This window comes from Flavobacterium sp. FlaQc-28, assembly GCF_044007415.1.
Taxonomy (GTDB): Bacteria; Bacteroidota; Bacteroidia; order Flavobacteriales; family Flavobacteriaceae; genus Flavobacterium.
This window is the reverse complement of sequence record NZ_JBIPCM010000005.1, coordinates 122,407-146,844: the sequence shown is the minus strand read 5'-3', so window position 1 is coordinate 146,844 and position 24,438 is coordinate 122,407. Positions and strand designations below refer to the sequence as shown.

Here is a 24,438-nt window from a genome sequence, read left to right as displayed (position 1 = left end):
GTGTATTCTAAGAAACGAATGAATTACTCTTTACAGAGAGAAAATTCAATTTAATAAGTGTCGTGGTGTTACAGCATCACGGCACTTTTTTTTACAACATTCTTTTTCACATAGGCAGTTTCATTTTTTTTGGTTGGTTTAGTTTTTGTTTTTTTGGTTCATATTTTTAAATATGAAATAAACTACAATTAATTTCCTAACTGAAAGGTTTTACATCGAAAAATTTACGATTAGTGACAAAATATTTAAATGCAATTACAGTTGCATTCAAAGATTAATTACAGCCTTGGGATGTTATAATTATCTGATTTCCGTTCATTTCAAAACTTGTACTATTCCCGATACTTTTACAAACAATTTTTAATTTTTCGGTTAAAGGCTGATCGCTTAATGAAGTGGTTAAATGACAATCTTTTAATTTATCTTTTGGATAATCAATATCAACTAAATAAGCTTGCTCGATTGTTTCAAAAATTTGAGAAACTGGAATATCGTTAAATTCGAAGCTTAACTGTTCAATATTACCAACACTTTTTGCAAGTACTACATCTTGAGTAATATCTGTTATTTTATTAAATTTCAAATCATTTCGTAAAAACCGTAAAGCTTGATTTGGAAGTAAAACAATCTCTTGCTGATCTGATTTAGAAATCATATCGTTTGATTTTACCTTAACTTTACCGGTACGAACAAGAATTTCAACATCAGGCTGATCAGAATAAGCTTTAACTCTAAAACTAGTTCCTACAACTTTTGTGATAATCTCGTTCGCATAAACGTAAAAAGGTTTAAGAGGATTTTTACTAATTTCAAAGAAACCTTCGCCGGATAAATACACCTTTCTTTCGTTTCCGGTAAAGATTTTAGGGTAACTTAATTTACTATTTGGCTGCAGCAAAACAGAACTTCCGTCTGATAATGTGATAATCTGAGGTTTATTAGAATTATTAGTCTGTTCTACTAAACCTTCATTATTATCATCGATAAGTTCTTTGTAAGTAACTATTTTGCTTTCGGATTTAAAATATTGATTGTAACACCAAACTGACATCAAGCATAAAAGAAAAGATGCTGCAATTCCAGAAAGAAGATATCTTCTAAAAAAAGTAGTTTTTGAATCTTGTTGTGCGTTTTGAGATTCTTTCTCACGAATCTTTATCCAAGTATCTTGTAACGCTCTGTGAATATCAGATTTTGTAAGTTCACTTTCGCGAACTTTCATAGAAAGAAGCATTAACCTAGCGTCTTCTACTAGTTTTGCTCTCTGTTGACTTTCTAAGGTCCATTCCTCCCATCCATCTTGATCTATTTTAAATAGAATCCAGGATTGAAATGATTCATCAGATAAAAAATCTTCTATTTCGGTATATGTGTTACGTTTTTGCATCTAAAAATAAGGTTACAAAAACATAGAGGACAGCTTTCTTATTATATACTCACTAAATTGTGATTTTTTTTTATTTTTTTTTACTTTATTTAAAAAGTGCTTGAAAACAGTATTGTAATAATAGTTAAACTGCCTTTCCATTCTTTACGAAGAGTAAGTAAAGCGCGATGCAGCAAGTTATTTGCAGATTGGTAATTAATATCCAGCATTTCGGCGATTTGTTCAACACTAAGTCCTTGATGATAACGCAGATAAAGCGCTTCTTTTTGTCTTGGAGGTAATTCGTTAAGTAATTTATTCAAATGAACCACTTTTTCTTTTGTAACGTAATCATCATCCAAAAGTTCATTATCAACAGCAAATTCTAATAAAAATTCGACAGCATCTGTACTTGCCGTTTTTCTAAAAATATGATCACGTTCGTACAATCGAGCAATTCTCTTTCTTACGCTTGATAACAAATAGGCTTTTACGACAACTGAGCCCTGCAATGAATTTCTATAAAGCCAAATATCTGTAAATACATCTTGAACGCAATCCTGAACTTTTTCTGCGTATGGAGAAAGCGAGTTCCCGTAACTCACCAAATCGCTGTAGTGTCTTTCAAACAGCAGTGAAAATGATTTTTCATCTCCTATTTTTAAATCATTCCAAAGTGTATTGTCATCAATAGAATTGACTGGTAAGATTCGGGTTTTCATAATTGATAATTATTATCTAAACAAGAAGACATTTTTTATTAATGCAGAGAACACATTATTTTAACATTAAATTTTTATTTTGTTCGCTAAATATATAAAAGCAAATATTTAAAACCAATTATTTTACAAAAACTAAGCGGTTTCTTAATACAGAAACCATCCTTAACTTAGACTGCGTCAGCGTTCTTAAATAAATGTTAAAAAAAAATTCATTCTTTTAAAATAGCAAAAAGAAAGATTTTTACTACATTAAAAATTTTATATAACCTCAATAAAAAAGCCTTACTAAAAGTAAGGCTTTGCTAATTTACATTAAGAAATTGCTTTTAGAAAGCTACATTCCATCTTGGTAATTTTCCATTTTCATCTAGAAAATTTTGCAAAACCTGCCCTTCAACAGCAGTTGGAATTGCTTTTACATCTGCATTAAAAGTTTCATACCAAACTACTTCAAGAACAGAAATGTTCTCTAATTTCATTTGTGCCGGCCAAGAGTATTTTCTTCCTGTTTTTGCAAACTGATGTCCATTTACAATTTTATCGTATAATCCTCCGCTTTTGCTTTTAAGAGTTCCATCGTTTTGCACAGTTCCCGTAGAACCTACCATGATTAGCTCTTTTGAATCTCCGTCAATTTCATAAACTACAAAAATCCCAGCACTTCCTTCAGGAGCATTACAAACTTCTTCTAAACTATCATTTACAGTAAAAGTAAAACTATTACTTGATTTAAACTTTTCTAATTCTTTACTCATCATTTTTTATTTTTAAGCTTCTAAGGTACTGACACACAAAGTTGCTAAATTTTTAATTTATATTCCAACATTTTAAAAATGTAAAAAAGTCTCAACAAAATATTGAGACTTTTTTGGAATTTGTTATTTTAAATAACTTGAAGATTATCCAAGTACTTCTTTTACTTTTTTACCAATTTCAGCTGGTGAATCAACAACATAAATACCGTTGTCTTTCATAATTTGTTTTTTAGCAGCAGCTGTATCATCAGAACCACCAACAATTGCACCTGCGTGACCCATTGTTCTACCAGCAGGAGCAGTTTCTCCAGCGATAAAACCAATAACTGGCTTACGGTTACCATCAGCTTTTACCCATCTTGCAGCATCAGCTTCAAGTTGACCTCCAATTTCACCAATCATAATGATTACTTCAGTTTCAGGATCGTTCATTAACAATTCAACAGCTTCTTTAGTTGTAGTTCCAATAATTGGATCTCCACCAATTCCGATAGCTGTAGTAATTCCTAAACCTTGTTTTACAACTTGGTCAGCAGCTTCGTAAGTTAAAGTTCCTGATTTAGAAACAATTCCAACTGTACCTTTTTTGAAAACGAAACCTGGCATAATACCAACTTTAGCTTCACCTGGAGTAATAACTCCTGGGCAGTTTGGTCCAATTAATCTAGAATTTCTTTCTTTAACATAATTATTTGCTTTAATCATATCTGCTACAGGAATTCCTTCTGTAATAGCAATAATTACTTTAATTCCAGCGTCAGCAGCTTCCATAATTGCATCTGCAGCAAAAGCAGGCGGTACAAAAATGATAGATGTATCAGCACCAGCTTGGTCAACAGCGTCTTTTACTGTATTAAAAACTGGACGATCTAAATGGCTCGTTCCTCCTTTTCCTGGAGTAACACCACCAACAACATTAGTACCGTACTCAATCATTTGAGAAGCGTGGAAAGTTCCTTCGCTCCCTGTAAATCCTTGAACAATTATTTTGGAATCTTTATTAACTAAAACACTCATGATATATATTTTATGTAGTTTTTAAAATTGTGTTGCAAAAATAAGGTTTTGTAATGTATTTTGCCTCTTTTATTGTCAAAAAAATATTAAGAAAATTGACTCATCTGATAACCCCTATAAAGTTTGTCATCTTTTATCTGCCAAAATGCAGAAAAATGCGCCAACAGCATCTCTTCACGAGGATTCTCAATTGTTTTTACATAGTGAGAATAACGTACTGAAACTAGATCTTCTTCAGCAATAATGTGGCTGATTCGCACTTTCGAACGAACATACGCCCGACTTAGCTCATTGGCCATTTCCAGCATTGAGTCATGATTCATCTCAATATATCCTTTACTGCTATTCCATTCCAATATAACTTCAGGATGGAGATACGTTTTAAGAATTTCACTATCAATTAAGGCATCCGACTTATAAAATTTTTGAACAAACTCTTTTATAGACATATTACTTCAATTTAGTTAGAATTTCAGGGATCTTTTTGATATTGGCTAATTGTTTTAACTTTTCTCTTGATTCTTCAATTGGTGTTCCAAAATAAGACTTACCTCCTTCTACCGACTTCGTAACACCTGTCTGCCCCATTACAACCGCTTTTGCTCCAATTGTGATTCCGCTTGTTGTTCCTACTTGTCCCCAAATAGTTACTTCATCTTCAATAATTACACAACCAGCAATACCAGTTTGAGAAGCAATTAAACATTTTTTGCCAATAACTGTGTCATGTCCAACATGTACTTGGTTATCCAGTTTTGTTCCCTCTCCAATAGTTGTATCTCCAGTTACGCCTTTGTCAATTGTACAAAGCGCCCCTATTCCAACATTGTTTTCAATCACCACTCTGCCGCCAGAAATTAACTGATCAAATCCATCAGGGCGTTTTTTATAATAAAAAGCATCTGCTCCTAGTATAGTTCCTGCATGAATCATAACATTATCTCCAATTACGGTATGATCGTAAATAGTAACGTTTGGATGTATTAAACAGTTTTTACCAATAGTTACATTATTTCCAATAAAACAGTTGGGCTGAATAACAGTTCCTTCTCCAATAGTTGCAGAAAGTGCTATTGATACAGTTGTTGCTTGAAAAGGTCTAAAATGTTTGGTTAAGGTATTGAAATCTCTGAAAGGATCATCAGAAATTAAAAGAGCTTTACCTTCTGGACATTCGACTTCTTTATTAATTAAAACAATAGTCGCAGCAGATTGTAAAGCTTTGTCATAATACTTCGGGTGGTCAACAAAAACTATATCTCCAGGTTCTACGACATGAATTTCGTTCATACCTAAAACGGGAAAGTTTTTATCACCAACAAATTTGCAGTTAAGCAAATTTGCAATTTCTTCTAAAGAGTGAACTTTTGGAAATTTCATATTTTATAATTAGAAAATTTGTCAATTAGAGAATGTGTCAATTAGAAAATGAGTCAAATAGAAAATGAATATTCAAAATTATGTTTATTCATAAATTATCTAATTGACTCATTGACAAATTATCTTAATTAATAATTTACTCTTTTACACGCTCCATGTAAGAACCTGAAGCTGTATCAATTTTAATTTTATCTCCTTCGTTGATAAACAACGGAACGTTTACTGACGCACCAGTTTCTACCGTAGCAGATTTAGTTGCATTTGTAGCTGTATTTCCTTTTACTCCCGGCTCAGCGTAAGTAACTTCAAGAATAACAGATCCTGGCATATCTACTGATAAAGGCAAATCTGTTTCAGTATTAATCTGAACCATTACATTTGTTCCTTCTTTCAATAATCCTGGAGCATCTAAGATATTCTTGTTTAAAGAAATTTGCTCAAAAGTTTCAGCATTCATGAAGTGAAACTCATCACCTTCAGCATATAAAAACTGAAAAGTATGTGTTTCAACACGAACATCTTCGATTTTATGTCCAGCAGAAAATGTATTATCTAATACTTTCCCTGTTGTTAAACTTTTTAATTTAGTTCTTACGAAAGCTGGACCTTTTCCAGGTTTTACGTGAAGAAATTCGATGATTTTATAGATATCGTGATTAAATTTAATACACAATCCGTTTCTAATATCTGATGTAGATGCCATTTGTTTTTGTTTTATTTAATTTCTGTTCAATCGTTTAATCGTTTATTTGTTTCGACTAAACGATTATACAAATAAACAATTAAATTTTATTTTTAATAGTTTCCTGAATAACCTTTCATAATTCCTCGTGATGAATTTCTAATAAAATCTAGAATTTCATCTCTCTCAGGAGTAGCTTCCATTTCAGCTTCAATAATACTTAAAGCTTGTGTTGTATTGTAATTTTTTTGATATAGAATTCTGTAAATTTCTTGAATTTCTCTGATCTTATCTGTACTGAAACCTCTTCTTCTTAAACCTACAGAATTGATTCCAACATAAGACAATGGCTCTTTTGCCGCTTTTGTATAAGGCGGCACATCTTTTCTAACCAATGATCCACCAGAAATCATAGCATGATCTCCAATGTGAATAAATTGATGAATAGCTGCCAAACCTCCAATTACAGCATGGTTACCCACTACTACGTGACCTGCCAACGCTACACCATTTACAATAATGGCATTGTTGCCAATTTCACAATCGTGTGCAATGTGCGCATAAGCCATAACTAAACAATTGTTACCTAGTATAGTTTGCCCAGAAGCAACTGTACCTCTATTAATAGTAACACACTCTCTAATGGTACAATTATCTCCAATAATAGCAAGAGAATCTTCGCCTCCAAACTTCAAATCCTGCGGCACAGCAGAAATTACAGCACCAGGAAAAATATTGCAATTTTTACCAATACGGGCACCTTCCATGATGGTTACATTTGAACCAATCCAAGTACCATCACCAATAACAACATTATTGTGAATTGTTGTAAAAGGCTCAATTACAACGTTTTTAGCGATTTTAGCGCCAGGATGAACATATGCTAATGGTTGATTCATCTATGTTTTATATTTTAAATTAAAATAATCTAATTTGGGGCAGTAAACCTAAACAATAAAATTGATTATTTATTATTGTTTTCTTGCGATTTGTGCCATTAATTCTGCTTCGGTAACTAATTTTCCGTTTGCGTAAGCATTTGCCTGCATATGGCAGATTCCTCTTCTAATAGGAGAAATAAGCTCACATTTGAAAATTAATGTATCACCTGGCAATACTTTGTGTTTGAACTTAACATTGTCAATTTTCATGAAATATGTTAAGTAGTTTTCAGGATCTGGAACTGTACTTAATACTAAAATTCCTCCTGTTTGTGCCATTGCTTCAACAATTAAAACACCCGGCATTACTGGAGCTTCAGGAAAATGTCCTACGAAGAAATTTTCATTCATAGTAACATTCTTCAAACCAACAACGTGACGATCAGACATTTCGATAATTCTGTCGATCAACAAGAATGGAGGTCTATGAGGAAGCATTGCCATAATTTTATGGATATCCATTAATGGCTCTTGGTTTAAATCATAAACTGGAACATGATTTCTTTGTTCGATTTTAATAATTTTTGCCAATTTTTTAGCAAACTGAGTATTCACATAGTGACCTGGTTTATTTGCAATGATTTTTCCTTGAATACGAACTCCAATAAGCGATAAATCACCAATAACATCAAGTAGTTTGTGTCTAGCCGCTTCGTTTGGATAATGCAGAGTCAAGTTATCTAAAACACCATTTGGTTTAACCGAAATTTCGTCTTTACCAAAAGCTTTCTTTAAATTAGCCATTGTAGTTTCAGAAATTTCTTTATCTACATATACAATTGCATTATTTAAATCACCACCTTTAATTAATCCGTGCTCCAATAATGACTCTAATTCATGTAAAAAACTAAAAGTTCTTGAATTAGCAATTTCATTTTTAAAGTCAGCTATACTTTTAAGTGTCGCATTTTGTGTACCTAATACTTTTGTACCAAAATCAACCATTGTTGTTACTTGATAATCATCACTTGGCATTACCAGAATTTCGCTTCCGGTTGCTTCGTCAGTAAATGAGATAACTTCTTTTACAACATAAACATTACGGCTGGCATCTTGTTCTTCGATTCCAGCTTTTTCAATTGCTTCAACAAAATATATTGATGAACCATCCATGATAGGAAGTTCAGAGGCATTTAATTCAATAATAATATTGTCCAAATCGCAGCCAACTAATGCAGCTAAAACGTGTTCTGGAGTCTGTATCTTAACACCTAATTTTTCTAAGTTAGTACCTCTTTGTGTATTAACAACATAATTAGCATCAGCCTCAATGACTGGCTGACCTTGCAAATCAACTCTGACAAAAGTGAAACCGTTATTAATTGGAGCTGGTTTAAAAGTCATTGTAACTTCTTTTCCAGTGTGTAATCCAACTCCTGTTAGTGAAATTTCATTTTTGATGGTCTTCTGTTTAACCATTATTTCCATTTTTTGGGTTTATTATTTGTTTTTTTAATTCTTCCAGTTCGGCAACAATCTTAGGAAAGTTTTTAAAATGAACATACGATTTATTAAAATCTGTATATCCAAGTGACGGTGTTCCTTGCAGAATTTCATCGTCTTTAATGTTTCTCGCAACTCCAGACTGCGCCTGAAGCCTAACATTGTTTCCTATTATTAAGTGGCCTGCTATACCAACCTGCCCGCCAATCATACAGTTTTCGCCAATTTTTGTAGAGCCTGCAACACCGCTCTGAGCAGCAATTACAGTATTTTTACCAATCTCTACATTATGAGCAATCTGAATTTGATTGTCTAATTTAACTCCTTGTCTAATAATTGTAGAACCAAGAGTTGCTCTGTCGATCGTAGTATTAGCACCAATGTCAACATTATCTTCAATAATAACATTACCAATTTGCGGCACCTTACTATAAACTCCCTCTTCATTTGGTACAAAACCAAAACCATCTGCACCTATTATAGTACCTGAATGAATTGTACAATTGTTTCCAATTACCGTTTCTGAATATATTTTTGCGCCTGCAAAAATACATACATTGTCACCAATAACTACATTGTCGCCAATAAAACTGTTTGGGTAAATTTTTACATTATTACCTAAAACAACATTTTGTCCTATATAACTAAAACTGCCCAAATATAGATTTTCACCATATTTAGTTCCTTCTGACATAAAAGAGTTCGCTTCAATTCCGCTCTTATTCAATTTTACTTGATTGTAAAAGTGTAAAAGTTTAGAAAAAGAAGCATAAGCATCTTCTACTTTTATTAAAGTTGTAGTAATTTCCTGCTCAGGTATAAAGCTGTCGTTAACAATTGTAACACTTGCTTTTGTAGTATATATGTAATTGATATATTTGGGATTAGCCAAAAAAGTAAGCGATCCTTCCTCGCCCTCCTCTATCTTAGAAAGCCTAGAAACTTCTGCATTGGGATTCCCAACAACTTCTCCTTCTAAAATTCCCGCTATTTGTTCTGCTGTAAATTTCATCGCGACAAAAATATAAAAAATAGATTTTAAATGTTAATTTTAGATAAGTTGTTTTGGAAAACAGATGTAATATTTTGTCACCAATTTAGATAACGATTTCAAATTCAACTGATCAGAGGCTTCTACAACATCTTCAATTGTTTTATCTTTTTTCAAAATTCGAATCGGTTCCGCTTCTTTACTGTAAGCCTGATTCTTAATTTTTCCTCTAAATATAAAGTAACCTGCTTCTAACTGTGAAATATGATGTTCCTCAGCAAATTCTTCTTTTAAAGATTGTGATTCTTCCATCGGAATTTTCTCTGCACTCAGCTTAATTTTCAATAAATCTCTATTGATAAGCATTTTACTTAAAGTAGAAAGAATAAAATCATCCTGTTTCTGCCATGCTTTTAGCGCACTGATAATATCAAAATCATCTAATTGAGAAAACAGATCCAATTTCTCAGCATCAAAATCTTCAATTGTAATTTTGTTTTGCATGAAATACAAAAGCGGTTCACTGCAAGGTAGTTTAACCCCTTTTAAAGTCAATTCTTTTGCTCTTTTCAAAACCTTCATCAAAATCAACTCAGCCACCAAACTTGTTTTATGCAAGTAAGCCTGCCAATACATCAATCTTCTTGAAAGCAAAAATTTCTCTACCGAGTAAATTCCCTTTTCCTCAATAACCAAAACACCGTCAACCACGTTCATCATCTGAATTAAACGTTCAGAATTCACATTTCCTTCAGCCACTCCAGTATAAAAACTGTCACGTTTTAAATAATCCATTCTATCCATATCCAACTGACTTGAAATCAATTGAAGCATAAACTTGCGATGATAATCTCCTTTAAAAACTTGAATAGCTAAACTTAATTTCCCATCAAACTCATCGTTTAACTGATTCATGAATAATAACGAAATCGCTTCATGATTTACATCCTCCACAATACTTTTTTCCATAGCATGCGAAAATGGCCCATGTCCTATATCATGCAGTAAAATTGCGATGTATAATGCACTTTCTTCTTCTCCAGAAATCGCAACTCCTTTAAATCTAAGCGTATCAACGGCTTTCTGCATTAAATGCATACAGCCAAGAGCATGATGAAAACGTGTGTGATTCGCTCCTGGATAAACCAAATATGACATTCCCATTTGCGAAATACGACGCAAACGTTGAAAATACGGATGCTGAATTAAATCATAAATAAGTTCGTTCGGGATAGAGATAAACCCGTAAATAGGGTCGTTGAATATTTTAAGTTTGTTATAATGAGTCACTAGTTGGCTATTTTTTGGTCAACAAATATAAGTAATTAACTATAAACAGGTTTTAGTTTTTAATTTAAAATATCGACATTTAACATCAGTTTTTTCTTAACATTCAAAGAAAGACAAAAATTGCAGTTGAATTAATTTATATTTAACATCCCTAATTTTATACTATTTTTAATACTTTTTAAGTTCTATACTTCTAAATTGCATTAAAATTAATCGTTTATGGACAAAATAAAAATACTTTGGGTCGATGATGAAATCGATCTTTTAAAGCCACATATATTATTTCTCGAAAAAAAGAACTACGCTGTAACAACTTGTAACAACGGTCTTGACGCAATTGCTTTATTTGAGGAAGACAATTTTGATATTGTTTTTTTGGATGAAAATATGCCTGGAATGAGCGGCTTAGAAACGCTTTCAGAAATGAAAGAAAAAAAGTCGGCTATTCCTATGATTATGATTACCAAAAGTGAGGAAGAATACATAATGGAAGAAGCAATCGGATCTAAAATTGCCGATTATTTAATTAAACCAGTAAATCCAAATCAGATTTTATTGAGCTTAAAGAAAAATCTAGATGATTCAAGATTAATTTCAGAGAAAACGACTTTAGATTATCAAAAAGAATTCAGAAAAATTTCGATGGAATTAGCCATGGTTAATTCTTATGAAGACTGGGTTGAGCTATACAAAAAACTGCTTTTTTGGGAATTAAAACTAGAGAATATCAACGATCAGGCAATGATCGAAATTCTAGAATCTCAAAAAGTAGAAGCCAATTCACAATTTGGAAAATTCATTGAACGAAATTACGAAGATTGGTTCGCTCCAAAAGCCGACAAACCCATTCAGTCTCACAATTTATTCAAAGAATTAGTTGTCCCAGAACTTAAAAAGAAAGACAAACCTATTTTATTTGTTGTAATCGACAACCTTCGATATGATCAATGGAAATCATTTGAAACTGTGATTTCTAACTATTACAAATTAGAAAAAGAAGTTCCGTATTTTTCAATTCTGCCAACTGCAACTCAATATGCAAGAAATGCTATTTTCTCAGGTTTAATGCCTTTGGATATGGAAAAACAATTTCCGCAATATTGGAAAAACGATGTCGAAGACGGTGGAAAAAACCTGTATGAAGCAGAATTTTTATCCGCACAATTAAAACGTTTGGGTTTAAATATTAAAGAAGACTATTTTAAAATCACCAATTATGCCGGCGGTAAAAAACTAGCAGAAAACTTCAAAGCCCTAAAAACAAATGATTTAGTCACTGTGGTTTACAACTTTGTAGATATGCTTTCGCATGCAAAAACAGAAATGGAAGTTGTAAAAGAGCTTGCATCAGATGATAAAGCGTATCGCTCCTTAACATTAAGCTGGTTCAAGAATTCTCCATTATTAGAAATTATTCAACAAGCACAGCTTTTAGGCTTTAAACTAATTCTAACAACAGATCACGGAACAATTAATGTAAAAAATCCATCGAAAGTTGTGGGAGATAAAAACACAAGTCTAAATTTGCGTTATAAAACTGGTCGTAGTTTAACCTATGAACAAAAAGATGTTTATGTAGTAAAGGAGCCGAAAACAATTGGTTTACCTGCCATAAACATGAGTAGTTCGTTTATTTTTGCCAAAAATGATTTTTTTCTGGCTTATGTAAATAACTACAATCATTATGTAAGTTATTATAAAAACACCTATCAACACGGCGGTATTTCGTTAGAAGAAATGATTATTCCGTTTTTGGTATTTAATCCGAAATAAAATATAGCGCCACGAATTACACGAATCTACCGAATTAATTTATTCCAAAAAGTAAGCTTTAATTCGTGAAAATTTGTGAAATTCGTGGCAAAAAAATATAACAATGAACATCGTTTTTTCTTTAGATCAAATTCAAGAAGCAGCAGCACAAATTTTAGCTTCAAACCCTAAAAAAATCATTCTTTTTAATGGTGAAATGGGCGTTGGAAAAACTACTTTAATCAAGCAGTTGTGCAAAAATTTAGGGGTTAAAGATGCCACGAGCAGTCCAACTTTTTCATTGGTTAACGAATATTATACTTCTGACAATCAAATTGTTTATCATTTTGACTTTTATCGTTTAAATAAAGAAACTGAAGCGCTCGATATGGGTGTTGATGATTATTTATATTCCGGAAACTGGTGTTTTATAGAATGGTCTGAAAAAATTGCTAATCTTCTTCCCGAAGATACTTCAACCATAAATATTGAATTGCTTTCTGATGGAAAACGCAAACTAGAGCTAAACTAAAACTCTGCGAACCTTTATATAATTCCTAAAATGAATCTTTGCAGTAAACTTCAACTCAAAAATTCTCCACAGAATTATAATTTACAAGTCAAAAACAAAAGAAGCAATGAAAAATGTTGTAGAAATAATCCCTTTTTCAGAAGATTTGAAAGAGCATATCAAAATTTTAAATATCGCTTGGCTGACCAAATATTTTAAAGTAGAAGAAAAAGACAAAATAACACTTGCAAATCCGAAAGAAGAAATTATCGATAAAGGCGGAATGATTTTCTACGCAAAATACAACGACGAAATCATCGGAACAGTTTCTTTACTAAAAGTTGACGATTCAACATTCGAATTAAGCAAAATGGCTGTTTCTGATACTGCACAAGGATTAGGAATTGGCAATAAACTACTTGAACATTGTATCGATATTGCGAAAGAAAATGATATAAAAAAACTCTTTTTGTACTCTAATACAACTTTACTTCCTGCAATTCATTTGTACAAAAAATTTGGCTTCGCAGAAATCCCTTTAGAAGCAGGGGTTTACAAAAGAGCCGACATTAAAATGGAGAAAATAATATCTTAACATTTGGCTAGAGTATTAGCAGAATTTTTACACTAATTTTAAAACTTTTTACGTAATTTGTACTCTTAATTTTTTGCACAACTCATGTCAATTACTTTAACTCCGTTTACAAAGCAGCAATTACTTCCACAAGAAGAAAAACTTGAGGTTGGTCGTTTTAAAAGAGAACTTTTTATAGGAATTCCAAAAGAAACCAGCTATCAGGAAAGGCGTATCTGCCTGACTCCAGATGCAGTAAATTCTTTAACCTACGAAGGTCATCGCGTAATGATAGAATCTGGAGCTGGAGAAAGTTCAAGTTATACAGACAAAGAATATTCTGATGCTGGTGCAGAAATCACTAAAGATACTAAAAGAGTTTTCGGTTGTCCGCTTTTATTAAAAGTAGAACCGCCTACTTTAGCCGAAATCGAAATGATAAATCCAGAAACTATTATCATTTCGGCAATTCAATTAAAAACAAAAAAAAGATCTTATTTTGAAGCTTTGGCGCAAAAAAAGATTACAGCATTAGCTTTTGAATATATAAAAGACGAAGACGGCACTTATCCTGCTGTAAAATCTTTAAGCGAGATTGCTGGAACCGCTTCAATACTTATAGCAGCCGAATTAATGATTACAACTGAATTTGGTAAAGGGCTGTTATTTGGAAACATTACCGGCGTTCCTCCAACCGAAGTCGTTATTTTAGGAGCGGGAACCGTTGGCGAATTTGCAGCAAAAACCGCAATAGGATTAGGTGCAAATGTAAAAGTATTTGATAATTCGATTACTAAATTACGCCGACTGCAGAATAATTTAAGTCAGCGCATTTTTACATCTACCATTCAGCAAAAAGCATTATTAAAAGCATTACGACGTTGTGATGTTGCCATTGGCGCCATGCGAGGCAAAGAACGCTGCCCAATTATTGTTACTGAAACTATGGTCGAACACATGAAAAAAGGCGCTGTTATTGTTGACGTAAGTATTGATACTGGCGGCTGCTTTGAAAGCTCTGAAGTAACAACACACGAAAAACCAACTTTTATTAAAAACAATGTTTTGCATTATTGTGTACCAAACATTCCTTCCCGTTATTCAAAAACGGCTTCATTATCAATAAGCAATATACTTTCACCGTATCTTCATCAAATTGCTGAAGACGGCGGATTAGAGAGTGCCATCAGATGCAATAAAGGGCTTAAAAACGGAATTTATTTATATCATGGAATTCTAACAAATAAAGCAATTGGCGACTGGTTTGATCTGCCAGACAACGATATTAATTTACTTGTATTTTAAAGGAACTTTAATGTACCTTTGCAAAAATTTTATTTCATGAAGTTCGTACACCGTTTTGCATATTATTTGATTGGTTTAGTAATGGGTTGTTTTGTTGTAGCCCTTATTTTTAGTGGTAAAGATACTCGCTGCAACTATTTTCCAAATGCCAGAGTTTTAAATGATTTAAGAACAAAACCTTTTCAATATTCTGATAAAGCCGTTCAGACTTTAAATGAAAAATGGGTTGATACTGCCGATGTAAAAAACACATTGACGTATGGCGATGTAGATTTTGACCAAAGTAATGTTCCGTTCAAAAACGGGAAAGTATACATTATTGAAGGAAAAACAGCTAAAAATCAAGAGATTATTCTAAAAGTAGTAAACTATGAAAAGAAAGCTGTATTAGAAGAAATTACTAAAAAAGAAACTGAAAAATAGGTCTTTTTAAAAGTGCTATTTTAAAACCATTCTATTTCTTTAATCCCTTTTGATTTTAGAAAAGCATTTGTCTGGCTGAAATGCTTATTTCCAAACCATTTTCCTTGATTGGCACTCATAGGAGACGGATGGCCTGATTCTAAAATATAATGTTTAGAGCGATCTATTTTTAATCCTTTTTTCTGAGCAAAACTTCCCCATAACAGAAAAACAACATTTTCTTTATGGTCAGAAACAGCCTGAATTACAGCATCTGTAAAGAGATTCCATTTTAAATGTTTGTGACTATTTGGACTATCCTTACGAACCGTCAGCGAAGCGTTTAAAAGTAAAATTCCCTGTTGTGCCCATTTTTCAAGATTTCCAGATGACGGCATAAAAATCGAATCAAGATCGGTATTTATTTCTCTGAAAATATTACGAAGTGACGGCGGAATTTTAACCGTATCATTTACTGAAAAACTCAAACCATTGGCTTCTCCTTCTCCATGATAAGGATCTTGACCAATGATTACGATTTTCAAATCGGCAAAACTGCAATTATTAAAAGCTGAAAAAATCAACTCAGCCGGAGGATAACAAGTATGCGTTTTATACTCAGCATCCAAAGCCTCCATTAATGTAGAAAAATAAGGCTTTTGTATTTCATCTTTTAAAACATCCTGCCAATCTTGAGATAAATTAATTGTCATTCCAATAAATTATAAGTTAAATTCAAAAATAGTGTAAAATAAAAAGTGCGATATATTAATTTCCAACCAGCTCTCCTCTTTGCACCATGCAGAAGATATAGAAGCAGAAAAACTAAAACCATCTCCTTCAATAAAGGAACTTTTTGACATTTTAACAACTGCTTCCTTTATTAACTCTTCGTCGAAACCAGCAACATCTACTTTTATTATATATGGATCTGTATTGATCTCTTTCTTAAAATCTATTTCGGAGCCAATTACAAGAACTTTTGCTTTTTTATATTCTAATTTTCCATTCAAGATATTATTTCTAATAATTCCAAAAACTAAATTATCTTCATAATCAACTAATTTCTTTTTCATCAATTAAAATTTTATCACAAATTACGCAAAGTTTTTTTCAAACTACTAATCAATAGTACTATTTAGTTTTTAAAACTTTGTAACTTTGAAACCTTACAATTTACGATATATAATGATATCTATTACCGAAAAAACATTACAAGATTTACAATTTCCAACAGTGCTCGAAACTATTTCGGCTGGCTGTAACACAGATATTGGAAAAGAAAAAGCTTTACAAATAACACCTTTTAGAGATAAAGAAACATTGATGCAGGCTTTAATGCAAACTTCAGAGTATGTTTCTTCTTTTCAAAACAATAATGCGCTCCCAAATCACGGATTTGATGCGATAACCCACGAAATTAAATTTCTGGCAATCGAAGACAGTTTTCTAGAAGTAGGAAGTTTTAGAAAAATTGCCACACTTTCGTCAACAACAAATGCCTTACTTACTTTTCTAAAAAAGTTTGATGATTATTATCCCAATATTAATGCAAGAGCTTCAAGAGTTGAATATACAAAAGAGATTGTTTCTTTAATTGATGCAATTGTAGACAAATACGGCGAAATAAAAGACAATGCCTCTCCTGCTCTTTTGAGCATTCGTCAGAGCATGAATTTGGTTCGTGGAAAAGTGAATCAAAGTTTTGGTGTTGCATTAACACAATACAACAGCTTAGGATATCTTGATGATATTAAAGAAAGTTTTGTTCAAAATCGCCGCGTTTTAGCTGTTCTTGCTATGTATCGTCGTAAAGTAAAAGGTTCTATTTTAGGAAGTTCTAAAACGGGAAGTATTGCTTACATCGAACCAGAAGCGACTTTAAAATACTCGCGTGAATTAAGCAATTTAGAATACGAAGAAAAAGAAGAGATTACTCGAATTTTAAAACAGTTATCAAATTCAATTCGTCCGTTTTTACCGCTTTTAATTGAATATCAAGAATTCCTGAGTGATATTGATGTTGTTGCTGGAAAAGCAAAATACGCTAACCGAATCAACGGAATTTTACCAACGATTACGGAAGAAAGAAGATTGTTTTTTAGAGAAGCTTATCACCCGATTTTGTATCTCAATAATAAACAAAAAAACGAAGTTACGCATCCGCAGACTATCGAACTAAAACAAGAAAATAGAATTATTGTAATTTCTGGCCCAAATGCCGGAGGTAAAACGATCTCTTTAAAAACAGTTGGTTTACTGCAATTGATGCTGCAATCTGGAATGCTGATTCCTGTTCACGAACGAAGCGAAACCTTTTTGTTTGACCGAATTTTAACAGATATCGGAGATAATCAATCTATCGAAAATCATCTAAGTACATACAGCTACAGATTAAAAAACATGAATTATTTCTTGAAGAAGTGTAACAAGAAAACCATGTTTTTAATTGACGAATTTGGTACAGGTTCTGATCCTGAATTGGGAGGCGCTTTAGCCGAAATTTTCTTAGAGGAATTTTACCATCGTGAAGCATTCGGAATTATTACAACGCATTATTCTAATTTGAAAATTTTGGCAAACGAATTGCCATTTGCTACAAATGCAAATATGATGTTTGATGAAAAATCGCTTGAACCAATGTATAAATTAGCTTTAGGACAAGCAGGAAGTTCGTTTACGTTTGAGGTTGCTCAGAAAAACGGAATCCCATTTGGATTAATTAACCGTGCAAAGAAAAAAATCGAAGTTGGAAAAGTTCGCTTTGACAAGACCATTGCAACACTCCAAAAAGAAAGATCGAAGCTTGAAAAAACTTCTTTAAATTTAAAAGAAGAAGAAACTCGAGCACGTGAGGAAAGTAAAAAGATGGAAAACATCAATGTAAAAATCAAACAAAAATTAGAAAGCTATCAGGAATTATACGACAGCAATCAGAAAACAATTTACATTGGTCAAAAAATAGAAGATATCGCGGAGAAGTACTTTAACAATAAAAACAAGAAAGAACTTATTGGTGAGTTTTTAAAAATTGTTGAAATCGAAAACTCTAAACGTAAAAAAGCAACTCCAAAAGAAAGCAAAGCAATTATTGAAAAGAAAAAAGAAGTAATTGCAGAAGTTTCTGTGAAAGTCGAAGAGATTAGAAAAGAGAAAAAGGAAAAGAAACTCAAACCGGTTATCGAAAAACCAAAACCTATTTTAAAAGTCGGCGACAGAGTTCGAATGCTCGACGGAAGATCTGTAGGAAGCATAGATTCTATCGAAAAAAATAAAGCAACCGTAAACTACGGTATCTTTACCTCGAAAGTAAGTTTAGACGAATTAGAGCTTGTTGAGGCTGTTAAAAAATAGTTGATGGTTTGTGGCTGATGGCTGTTTGTTATACCTGATCTTCGATGGATTTTTAGACAAATAAGAGCTTTATTCGGAAAACGACGAAGTGAAGCGTATATATAAAATGGAAAAACAGAGTGAGATTGTTTCGCTGCTTCAAAAAACTGCAGAAAACAAAAAAATAATTCTATTTGACGGCGTTTGCAATTTATGCAGCAGCGCCGTTCAATTTATTATAAAACACGATAAAAAAGATACTTTTCGTTTTGTGGCTTTACAATCTGATTTAGGAAAAGAAATTTGTACTTATATTGGTGTCGATCAAGCTAAAATTGACAGCATAATTATGTATCATCCTGCTGTGGCTTATTATTATAAATCTAACGCTGTAATTGAAATTGCCGAAGATTTGGGCGGTTTATACAGTATAATGACAATTTTTAAAATTCTTCCAGAAAAGCTTCGAAATTATATTTACGACTATATTGCAGCAAATCGCTACAAATGGTACGGCCAAAAAGAAAGCTGCATGATTCCTACGCCAGAACTAAAAGCAAAGTTTTTGTAAAAACATCTTGAAATCAAAAACTAAATTTATTATTTCACCTCTTCAAAAGTAAATTTTGGGTCTTTATAATTTAAAGTTCCAGGCAAAAAGCAAGGAAGATTCATATATGTCCCCACTACACCATTCCCTAAAACTAGTTTATTTTCTTTTCGCAAAAAAGCCAAAGGAACTCTTTTCCAGCTTCCTCCATTAGATATAAAATGAAAATCGCCTCTAAACGTATCTCCCTTTATATCGCCTCTCACATCTCCAGAATCTTTACCAATCCTATTATACAATATTTCATACCGTCCAAAAAAACGTTTATCACTGATGTTTAGAACCAAAATTGCAGTATCATTATTAGTTACAGCACGGTAAAAAACTTGTTTGTAACCTGTTTTTTCTTCTTTAGAATTACAAGAAGCGATAATTGCAAAAACCGAAAAAAGAAACAAAAGTGATTTTAAATTCATAGTATACATTTGTTTTGACATAAGTTAACATTACTCATAACTCATTTGTTAAGCAGTTTACTTATATCATTTATAGTTATTTAAGTAATTTATAAACGATCTTTTACAAACTCAATTTGAGTTTTTCCGTGAGCTTTGGGTTTACCATTTTCATCGAGATTCACCATTGTAGTTTCATCGATTGTAATAATGGTTTCCCTCGTCATCATATTTCTAACTGCACATTTTAAAACTACCGAAGTATTTCCAAATTTAACCACATCAATCCCAATCTCGACAATATCTCCTTGTCTTGCAGAACTTCTAAAATTGATTTCGGACATATGTTTGGTTACAACTCTCGGATTTTCTAATTGAATTATAGTATAAAGCGCCAGCTCTTCGTCTATCCACGCTAATAATTTTCCTCCAAATAAAGTTCCGTTAGGATTTAAATCTTCGGGCTTAACCCACTTTCTAGTATGAAATCGCATAATTTTAATTTATAAAAGTAAAAATAGAGTTTTTTGTATTTGAAATTTTTATAAATTTAAAGAAAAAACATGGCAGATAGAGACACTTTTTTAAAAGAATTCAGAGGCGAAACTTTAGGAACTGTAAGTGCTCAATCTTCGGCAGATGAGTTATTTCAAAATCAAACAATTAGACCTATTTTAAAGCTTCAAAATGATTTATTCATAGCCGTTTTTATTAATTATGTAAATAAAAACAAAGCCGATTTTTATTCCTACACCATCGAGAAGAAACTCCAGACTATAGAAAATTCGATTCAAAAAGATATTAAGTTTCGAAATTCTCTAAAAGGAATTGTTATGGCGCTTTTTACGATTGAAGAATACGATACATACATTCAAAATTCATCAAGTTTAAACAAGCGCATGATGAATTTATTGATTGACAGACTAAAAAGTCAAGTGCAGTTGTTTGAATTTGATAAAAAAGAAAATTAAACTATTATTTTCAGAAATTATTTAGCATAAAAAAACAGGTTTGACAAGATTATTAATCTTACCAAACCTGTTTCTAAAACTATACTTTTCAGAAATTTATTCCTCAGAAAGCATTAGCTCTTTAATGTATTTAACTGGAGCACTTCCAAAACTTAAAAACTTCTCATGGAATTTTTTCAAATTAAATTTATCTCCTTCTTTCTTTTTAAGTTCTTCTCTTAAATTATAAATTTCAGTATAACCTGTAAAATAAGAGCATAATTGTACTTGTGATAAAGTCACGCGTTTCCATTTACCATCAGCTTCAGCTTGCTGCTGAAAAGCCTCTTTAGTCAATAAATCGATAGCTGCTTCTTTAGACATGTTTTTAGTATGAACACTAATATCTAAAATTGTATTACAAGTCGCTCTTAAATTCCATTTATAGTACATCAACCACATTTCATCTGAGTTTTTGTAACCGCTTTCCAACATCATTTTTTCTGCATAAACAGCCCAGCCTTCGATCATTGCGCCATTTCCTAAAATAGATTTAATGATACTTGGAGATTGATTACTGTAAACCAATTGCGTATAATGTCCAGGAACTGCTTCGTGAATATTTAAAATTTGAAGAATGTAATCGTTGTATTCTCTCAAATAACTTTCAGCATTTTCAGCCGTCCATCCTGTCATACTTCCTACATTGTAATACGTATTCGCATTTTTATCATATGGTCCCGGAGCCGAAATTGATGCTCCTGCCACTCCCGCCATATAAGCAGGCTCTTTACGAACTACAAGTGGTTTTGATGGATCGATGTATAACAAATCTTTAGCCTTTACATAAGCTGTTAGTTCTGGGATTTGTTTCTCAATTTCAGACTGGAATTTTTCTGGAGTAGTATGCTGCAATGATATTTTATCAATAACCTGCTTGATTAAATCTAATTTATCAGTTGGTTTTGGATCTTTTCCTTTGTATTTCGTCCAAAGTTTATCAGCCAGAACAAACATTTTCTCGTGCAAATCTTTTTTGTGGTCAATTGCAATTTTATAAATCTCATCGGCAGTATAGCTTGATTGGATATCAAAATTGAATTTTTTAGCATACAATGCAGAACCAAGTCTAAAAGATCTAGGTGTTTTGTTCGGTAAAGCTTTTAACCAAGCAGCATAATCTGTGATCGCTTTTTTAGCCAATTTAGCTTTATCCTGCATTTCTTTTTTCTCAGAATCGCTCAATTTACTTTTTCCCAAAGCTTCATTAAGATCAACATCAAAAACTGTCGAACCTCCTAAGTTTTGTGCGATTGCAAGTTCTGTGTGTTCTATTGTAGGATTTTTAATATTGGCTTTTGCCGCTTCGTAATAAGCAGGAACATTGTCCATTTTAGCACCAAAAGAACGAAGACGAGTTTCTAATGAGTCGTATTTTCCATTTAATATTTCAGCGAAAGCACCGCAAACATTATAATCCGCTGGATTCCATTGCGATGATTTTACTTCTTTAATGCTGAAAATTGTACTTTCAAGCTGATTTTTTATCATTTGAAAATCAGTCTTATTATTATCTGACAGATCTTCAAGCTTGAACTGCTTTAATGAATCTAATTGTGCATTTGCAAAATCAAGTTGTTTTTTTTCTTCAGCTGCATTTGGAACAACTAAGAGATTATCAAACTTGTGATACCCTACACCAGAAGCCCAGCCAGGATTAATTTCCCACAAAGCCGTTACAAAGCCGTCTTTGTATTTATCAAATTTTTCATCTAAAGCTTTGTCAGCATTAGACTTAGCACCTTTATTACAAGAAAAAAGCAATGCAATAGCAAAAATTGAAACAAACAGTTTTTTCATAAGTCATTTTTTTTATGGTTTAAAGATAAAAAAAATGTTCATTATGCAAAACAATGTGATTTTTATAATCAATATTTCAATAATTCTAATAAAACTTCTTCGAAACGATTTTTAGGTAAAAATTGATCTTCTAAGGCTTTTGTAAACGGAATTGGCGAATCGAGACTTGCCACTCTTTTTACGGGAGCGTCTAAATACTCAAAGCATTCCTCCATAATTAAAGCCGAAATATCACTTGCAATCCCTCCGAATAGGGTATCTTCTTGATAAATAATTACTTTTCCTGTCTTTTTTACTGAGGTAAAAATAGTTTCAGTATCAAGTGGCTGCAACGTTCTTAAATCGATTAAATCAGCCTTTATTTCAGGATATTTCGCTAACGTTTCCAATGCCCAATGCACTGGAGCACCAAAAGCAATAATAGTTATCGAAGTTCCTTCTTTTAACAATGCTGCTTTTCCAAAAGGAATAGTATAATAATCGGTAGGAACATCTTGATGTATACTTCTGTACAATTGCTTATGCTCAAAAAACAAAACTGGATTTGGATCGTTAATTGCAGTATTCAATAAACCTTTTGCATCATAAGGAAAAGCAGGATAAACCACTTTTAAACCTGGAGTTTTGGTAAACCAAGCCTCATTTGTCTGAGAATGAAATGGTCCCGCTTGAGTACCGCCGCCGCAAGGCATACGAACCACAACATCGGCTTTTTCGCCCCAGCGGTAATGTGATTTTGCCAATAAATTGACAATCGGATTAAATCCTGTTGAAACAAAATCAGCAAACTGCATTTCGACAATTGCTTTATAATTATTTATAGACAATCCCATCGCAGTCGAAACAACTGCACTTTCGCAAATAGGAGTATTTCTAACACGATCTTTACCAAAAAACTCTACAAATCCGTCAGTAATTTTAAAAGCACCACCATATTCAGCAATATCTTGTCCCATCATGACAAGGTTTTTATGACGCTGCATAGATTGTTCTAAACTATTTCGAATAGCATCTATAAAACGAATATTCTTATTTTCAGCTGTCGAAATAACTTCTTCATATTCGTATGGCTTATAAACATCTTCTAATTCACCGCTGTAAGAAGGTATTATTTCGGGCTCGGCATTGGCAATGGCAAGATTTTCGTCAATTTCCTGTTTTATTTCGTTGTGAAACTCTTCATCAAGTTCAGTTGTAAGAACGCCAATTTCAGTTAAATAATTTCTATAATTTACAACAGGATCCTTAGTTTCCCATTCTTCCATTAATTCTTTCGGAACATATTTGGTACCGCTTGCTTCCTCGTGACCGCGCATTCTAAAAGTTTTAAACTCGAGCAAAACAGGATGCGGATCGTTTTGCATATCTTCTTTTAACTTCGACAGCTTATTATAAACCTCCAAAATATTATTGCCGTCTATAATATAACTTTCAATACCATAACCAATTCCTTTATCGGCTAAATTCTCGCAAGAATATTGTTCTTTTGTCGGCGTAGACAATCCGTAGCCATTATTTTCAATAACAAACATTACAGGAAGTTTCCAAACAGCAGCAATATTCAACGCTTCATGAAAATCGCCTTCGCTTGTACCGCCTTCACCAGTAAAAACAGCGGTAACTTTTTTATTATCTTGAAGTTTATTCGCTAACGCAATTCCGTCAGCAATTCCTAACTGAGGCCCCAAATGCGAAATCATTCCAATAATATTATATTCCTGAGTTCCAAAATGAAAACTTCTGTCACGTCCTTTTGTAAAACCATTTGCTTTTCCCAGCCATTGCGAAAATAATCGATGCAAAGGAATATTTCGTGTAGTAAAAACTCCGAGATTTCTATGCATTGGCAAAACATATTCAGACTCGTCTAAAACAGAAGTTACACCAACAGAAATTGCTTCCTGCCCTATTCCCGAAAACCACTTAGATACTTTACCCTGCCGAATCAAAATGAGCATTTTTTCTTCGATTAAACGCGGCTTAAGCAGTTTTTTGTATAAGTCTAACAACTGCTCATCTGTAAGGTTTTCTCTATAAAAGATCATAGTTCTTGGTTTTTGTATATCAAATATAAAAAAATATAACAATTTCACTCATTTATGTTATAAAATTTTAATTTTATTATAACTTTTAAAATTCAATTCTAAAATATTCTCTAC

Annotated in this window: 25 protein-coding genes; 8 read left to right on the top strand and 17 right to left on the bottom strand. The window is 32.5% G+C overall.

Annotation, left to right across the window (positions count from 1 at the left end):
* Positions 1-274: 274 nt before the first annotated feature.
* The 11 genes from ACHRVL_RS14350 to ACHRVL_RS14300 all read right to left on the bottom strand — a co-directional run bounded on the left by ACHRVL_RS14350 (position 275) and on the right by ACHRVL_RS14300 (position 10,587).
* Positions 275-1,387 carry a FecR family protein gene (locus tag ACHRVL_RS14350; RefSeq protein WP_395413882.1) on the bottom strand — a complete coding sequence of 371 codons (1,113 nt, stop codon included), beginning with the start codon at positions 1,385-1,387 and terminating at the stop codon, positions 275-277.
* A gap of 89 nt (positions 1,388-1,476) precedes the next feature.
* On the bottom strand, positions 1,477-2,088 hold the full coding sequence (locus ACHRVL_RS14345) for an RNA polymerase sigma factor (RefSeq protein WP_129023047.1): 612 nt from the start codon (positions 2,086-2,088) through the stop codon (positions 1,477-1,479).
* 326 nt (positions 2,089-2,414) lie between these two features.
* Entirely contained in the window at positions 2,415-2,843 is a 429-nt protein-coding gene (locus ACHRVL_RS14340; RefSeq protein ID WP_129053861.1) for a hypothetical protein, read from the bottom strand.
* Positions 2,844-2,987: 144 nt separating this feature from the next.
* Positions 2,988-3,860, bottom strand: a complete 873-nt coding sequence (gene sucD / locus ACHRVL_RS14335; RefSeq protein ID WP_089055483.1) for a succinate--CoA ligase subunit alpha — start codon at positions 3,858-3,860, stop codon at positions 2,988-2,990.
* An 86-nt stretch (positions 3,861-3,946) separates the two neighbouring features.
* Complete coding sequence (locus tag ACHRVL_RS14330; protein ID WP_089055484.1) at positions 3,947-4,309, bottom strand: nuclear transport factor 2 family protein; 363 nt, start codon at positions 4,307-4,309, stop codon at positions 3,947-3,949.
* A 1-nt stretch (position 4,310) separates the two neighbouring features.
* On the bottom strand, positions 4,311-5,240 hold the full coding sequence (locus ACHRVL_RS14325) for a UDP-3-O-(3-hydroxymyristoyl)glucosamine N-acyltransferase (protein ID WP_395413880.1): 930 nt from the start codon (positions 5,238-5,240) through the stop codon (positions 4,311-4,313).
* Positions 5,241-5,376: 136 nt separating this feature from the next.
* Positions 5,377-5,943, bottom strand: a complete 567-nt coding sequence (gene efp, locus ACHRVL_RS14320) for an elongation factor P (RefSeq protein WP_089055486.1) — start codon at positions 5,941-5,943, stop codon at positions 5,377-5,379.
* A 92-nt stretch (positions 5,944-6,035) separates the two neighbouring features.
* On the bottom strand, positions 6,036-6,821 hold the full coding sequence (gene lpxA, locus ACHRVL_RS14315) for an acyl-ACP--UDP-N-acetylglucosamine O-acyltransferase (RefSeq protein WP_089055487.1): 786 nt from the start codon (positions 6,819-6,821) through the stop codon (positions 6,036-6,038).
* Positions 6,822-6,893: 72 nt separating this feature from the next.
* Positions 6,894-8,282 (bottom strand): bifunctional UDP-3-O-[3-hydroxymyristoyl] N-acetylglucosamine deacetylase/3-hydroxyacyl-ACP dehydratase, encoded by a 1,389-nt coding sequence (locus ACHRVL_RS14310; protein WP_089055598.1) that lies wholly within the window; start codon positions 8,280-8,282, stop codon positions 6,894-6,896.
* A complete protein-coding gene (lpxD, locus tag ACHRVL_RS14305; RefSeq protein ID WP_370433111.1) occupies positions 8,275-9,318 on the bottom strand; it encodes a UDP-3-O-(3-hydroxymyristoyl)glucosamine N-acyltransferase in 1,044 nt (347 codons plus the stop codon). The genes ACHRVL_RS14310 and lpxD overlap by 8 nt, the downstream gene beginning before the upstream one ends.
* A 39-nt stretch (positions 9,319-9,357) precedes the next feature.
* Complete coding sequence (locus ACHRVL_RS14300) at positions 9,358-10,587, bottom strand: HD domain-containing protein (protein WP_089055489.1); 1,230 nt, start codon at positions 10,585-10,587, stop codon at positions 9,358-9,360.
* A gap of 219 nt (positions 10,588-10,806) precedes the next feature.
* Between ACHRVL_RS14300 and ACHRVL_RS14295 the strand changes: the two genes are divergently transcribed.
* The 5 genes from ACHRVL_RS14295 to ACHRVL_RS14275 all read left to right on the top strand — a co-directional run bounded on the left by ACHRVL_RS14295 (position 10,807) and on the right by ACHRVL_RS14275 (position 15,152).
* A complete protein-coding gene (locus tag ACHRVL_RS14295; protein WP_129053863.1) occupies positions 10,807-12,360 on the top strand; it encodes a bifunctional response regulator/alkaline phosphatase family protein in 1,554 nt (517 codons plus the stop codon).
* Positions 12,361-12,463: 103 nt separating this feature from the next.
* Complete coding sequence (tsaE, locus tag ACHRVL_RS14290; RefSeq protein WP_395413878.1) at positions 12,464-12,871, top strand: tRNA (adenosine(37)-N6)-threonylcarbamoyltransferase complex ATPase subunit type 1 TsaE; 408 nt, start codon at positions 12,464-12,466, stop codon at positions 12,869-12,871.
* Between the two features lie 106 nt (positions 12,872-12,977).
* Positions 12,978-13,445 (top strand): GNAT family N-acetyltransferase, encoded by a 468-nt coding sequence (locus tag ACHRVL_RS14285; RefSeq protein WP_395413876.1) that lies wholly within the window; start codon positions 12,978-12,980, stop codon positions 13,443-13,445.
* A gap of 84 nt (positions 13,446-13,529) precedes the next feature.
* Positions 13,530-14,729 (top strand): alanine dehydrogenase, encoded by a 1,200-nt coding sequence (locus ACHRVL_RS14280; protein WP_395413875.1) that lies wholly within the window; start codon positions 13,530-13,532, stop codon positions 14,727-14,729.
* Between the two features lie 36 nt (positions 14,730-14,765).
* The gene (locus ACHRVL_RS14275) at positions 14,766-15,152 is read left to right on the top strand and encodes a DUF4258 domain-containing protein (protein ID WP_395413873.1); all 387 of its coding nucleotides are present in this window, start codon (positions 14,766-14,768) and stop codon (positions 15,150-15,152) included.
* 20 nt (positions 15,153-15,172) lie between these two features.
* Here the strand turns inward: ACHRVL_RS14275 and ACHRVL_RS14270 are convergent, their stop codons facing one another.
* A complete protein-coding gene (locus ACHRVL_RS14270; protein ID WP_395413871.1) occupies positions 15,173-15,844 on the bottom strand; it encodes a uracil-DNA glycosylase in 672 nt (223 codons plus the stop codon).
* A gap of 9 nt (positions 15,845-15,853) precedes the next feature.
* Entirely contained in the window at positions 15,854-16,207 is a 354-nt protein-coding gene (locus ACHRVL_RS14265; protein WP_395413869.1) for a hypothetical protein, read from the bottom strand.
* A 112-nt stretch (positions 16,208-16,319) separates the two neighbouring features.
* Between ACHRVL_RS14265 and ACHRVL_RS14260 the strand changes: the two genes are divergently transcribed.
* Both ACHRVL_RS14260 and ACHRVL_RS14255 read left to right on the top strand, forming a co-directional pair.
* Positions 16,320-18,485, top strand: coding sequence for a DNA mismatch repair protein MutS (locus ACHRVL_RS14260; protein ID WP_395413867.1), 2,166 nt, complete (start codon positions 16,320-16,322; stop codon positions 18,483-18,485).
* Positions 18,486-18,591: 106 nt separating this feature from the next.
* Positions 18,592-19,035 carry a thiol-disulfide oxidoreductase DCC family protein gene (locus ACHRVL_RS14255; RefSeq protein ID WP_395413865.1) on the top strand — a complete coding sequence of 148 codons (444 nt, stop codon included), beginning with the start codon at positions 18,592-18,594 and terminating at the stop codon, positions 19,033-19,035.
* Positions 19,036-19,064: 29 nt separating this feature from the next.
* Here the strand turns inward: ACHRVL_RS14255 and ACHRVL_RS14250 are convergent, their stop codons facing one another.
* Entirely contained in the window at positions 19,065-19,490 is a 426-nt protein-coding gene (locus tag ACHRVL_RS14250; protein ID WP_395413863.1) for a hypothetical protein, read from the bottom strand.
* A gap of 89 nt (positions 19,491-19,579) precedes the next feature.
* Positions 19,580-19,963: an acyl-CoA thioesterase gene (locus ACHRVL_RS14245; RefSeq protein ID WP_395413862.1), complete on the bottom strand. Its 384-nt coding sequence runs from the start codon at positions 19,961-19,963 to the stop codon at positions 19,580-19,582.
* A gap of 69 nt (positions 19,964-20,032) precedes the next feature.
* On the opposite strand from ACHRVL_RS14245, the gene ACHRVL_RS14240 reads away from it, so the two are divergent.
* The gene (locus tag ACHRVL_RS14240) at positions 20,033-20,440 is read left to right on the top strand and encodes a glyoxalase (protein ID WP_395413860.1); all 408 of its coding nucleotides are present in this window, start codon (positions 20,033-20,035) and stop codon (positions 20,438-20,440) included.
* 96 nt (positions 20,441-20,536) lie between these two features.
* Here the strand turns inward: ACHRVL_RS14240 and ACHRVL_RS14235 are convergent, their stop codons facing one another.
* Entirely contained in the window at positions 20,537-22,279 is a 1,743-nt protein-coding gene (locus ACHRVL_RS14235; protein WP_395413858.1) for a DUF885 domain-containing protein, read from the bottom strand.
* 68 nt (positions 22,280-22,347) lie between these two features.
* Entirely contained in the window at positions 22,348-24,324 is a 1,977-nt protein-coding gene (locus ACHRVL_RS14230) for a thiamine pyrophosphate-dependent enzyme (protein WP_395413857.1), read from the bottom strand.
* Positions 24,325-24,438: the final 114 nt, after the last annotated feature.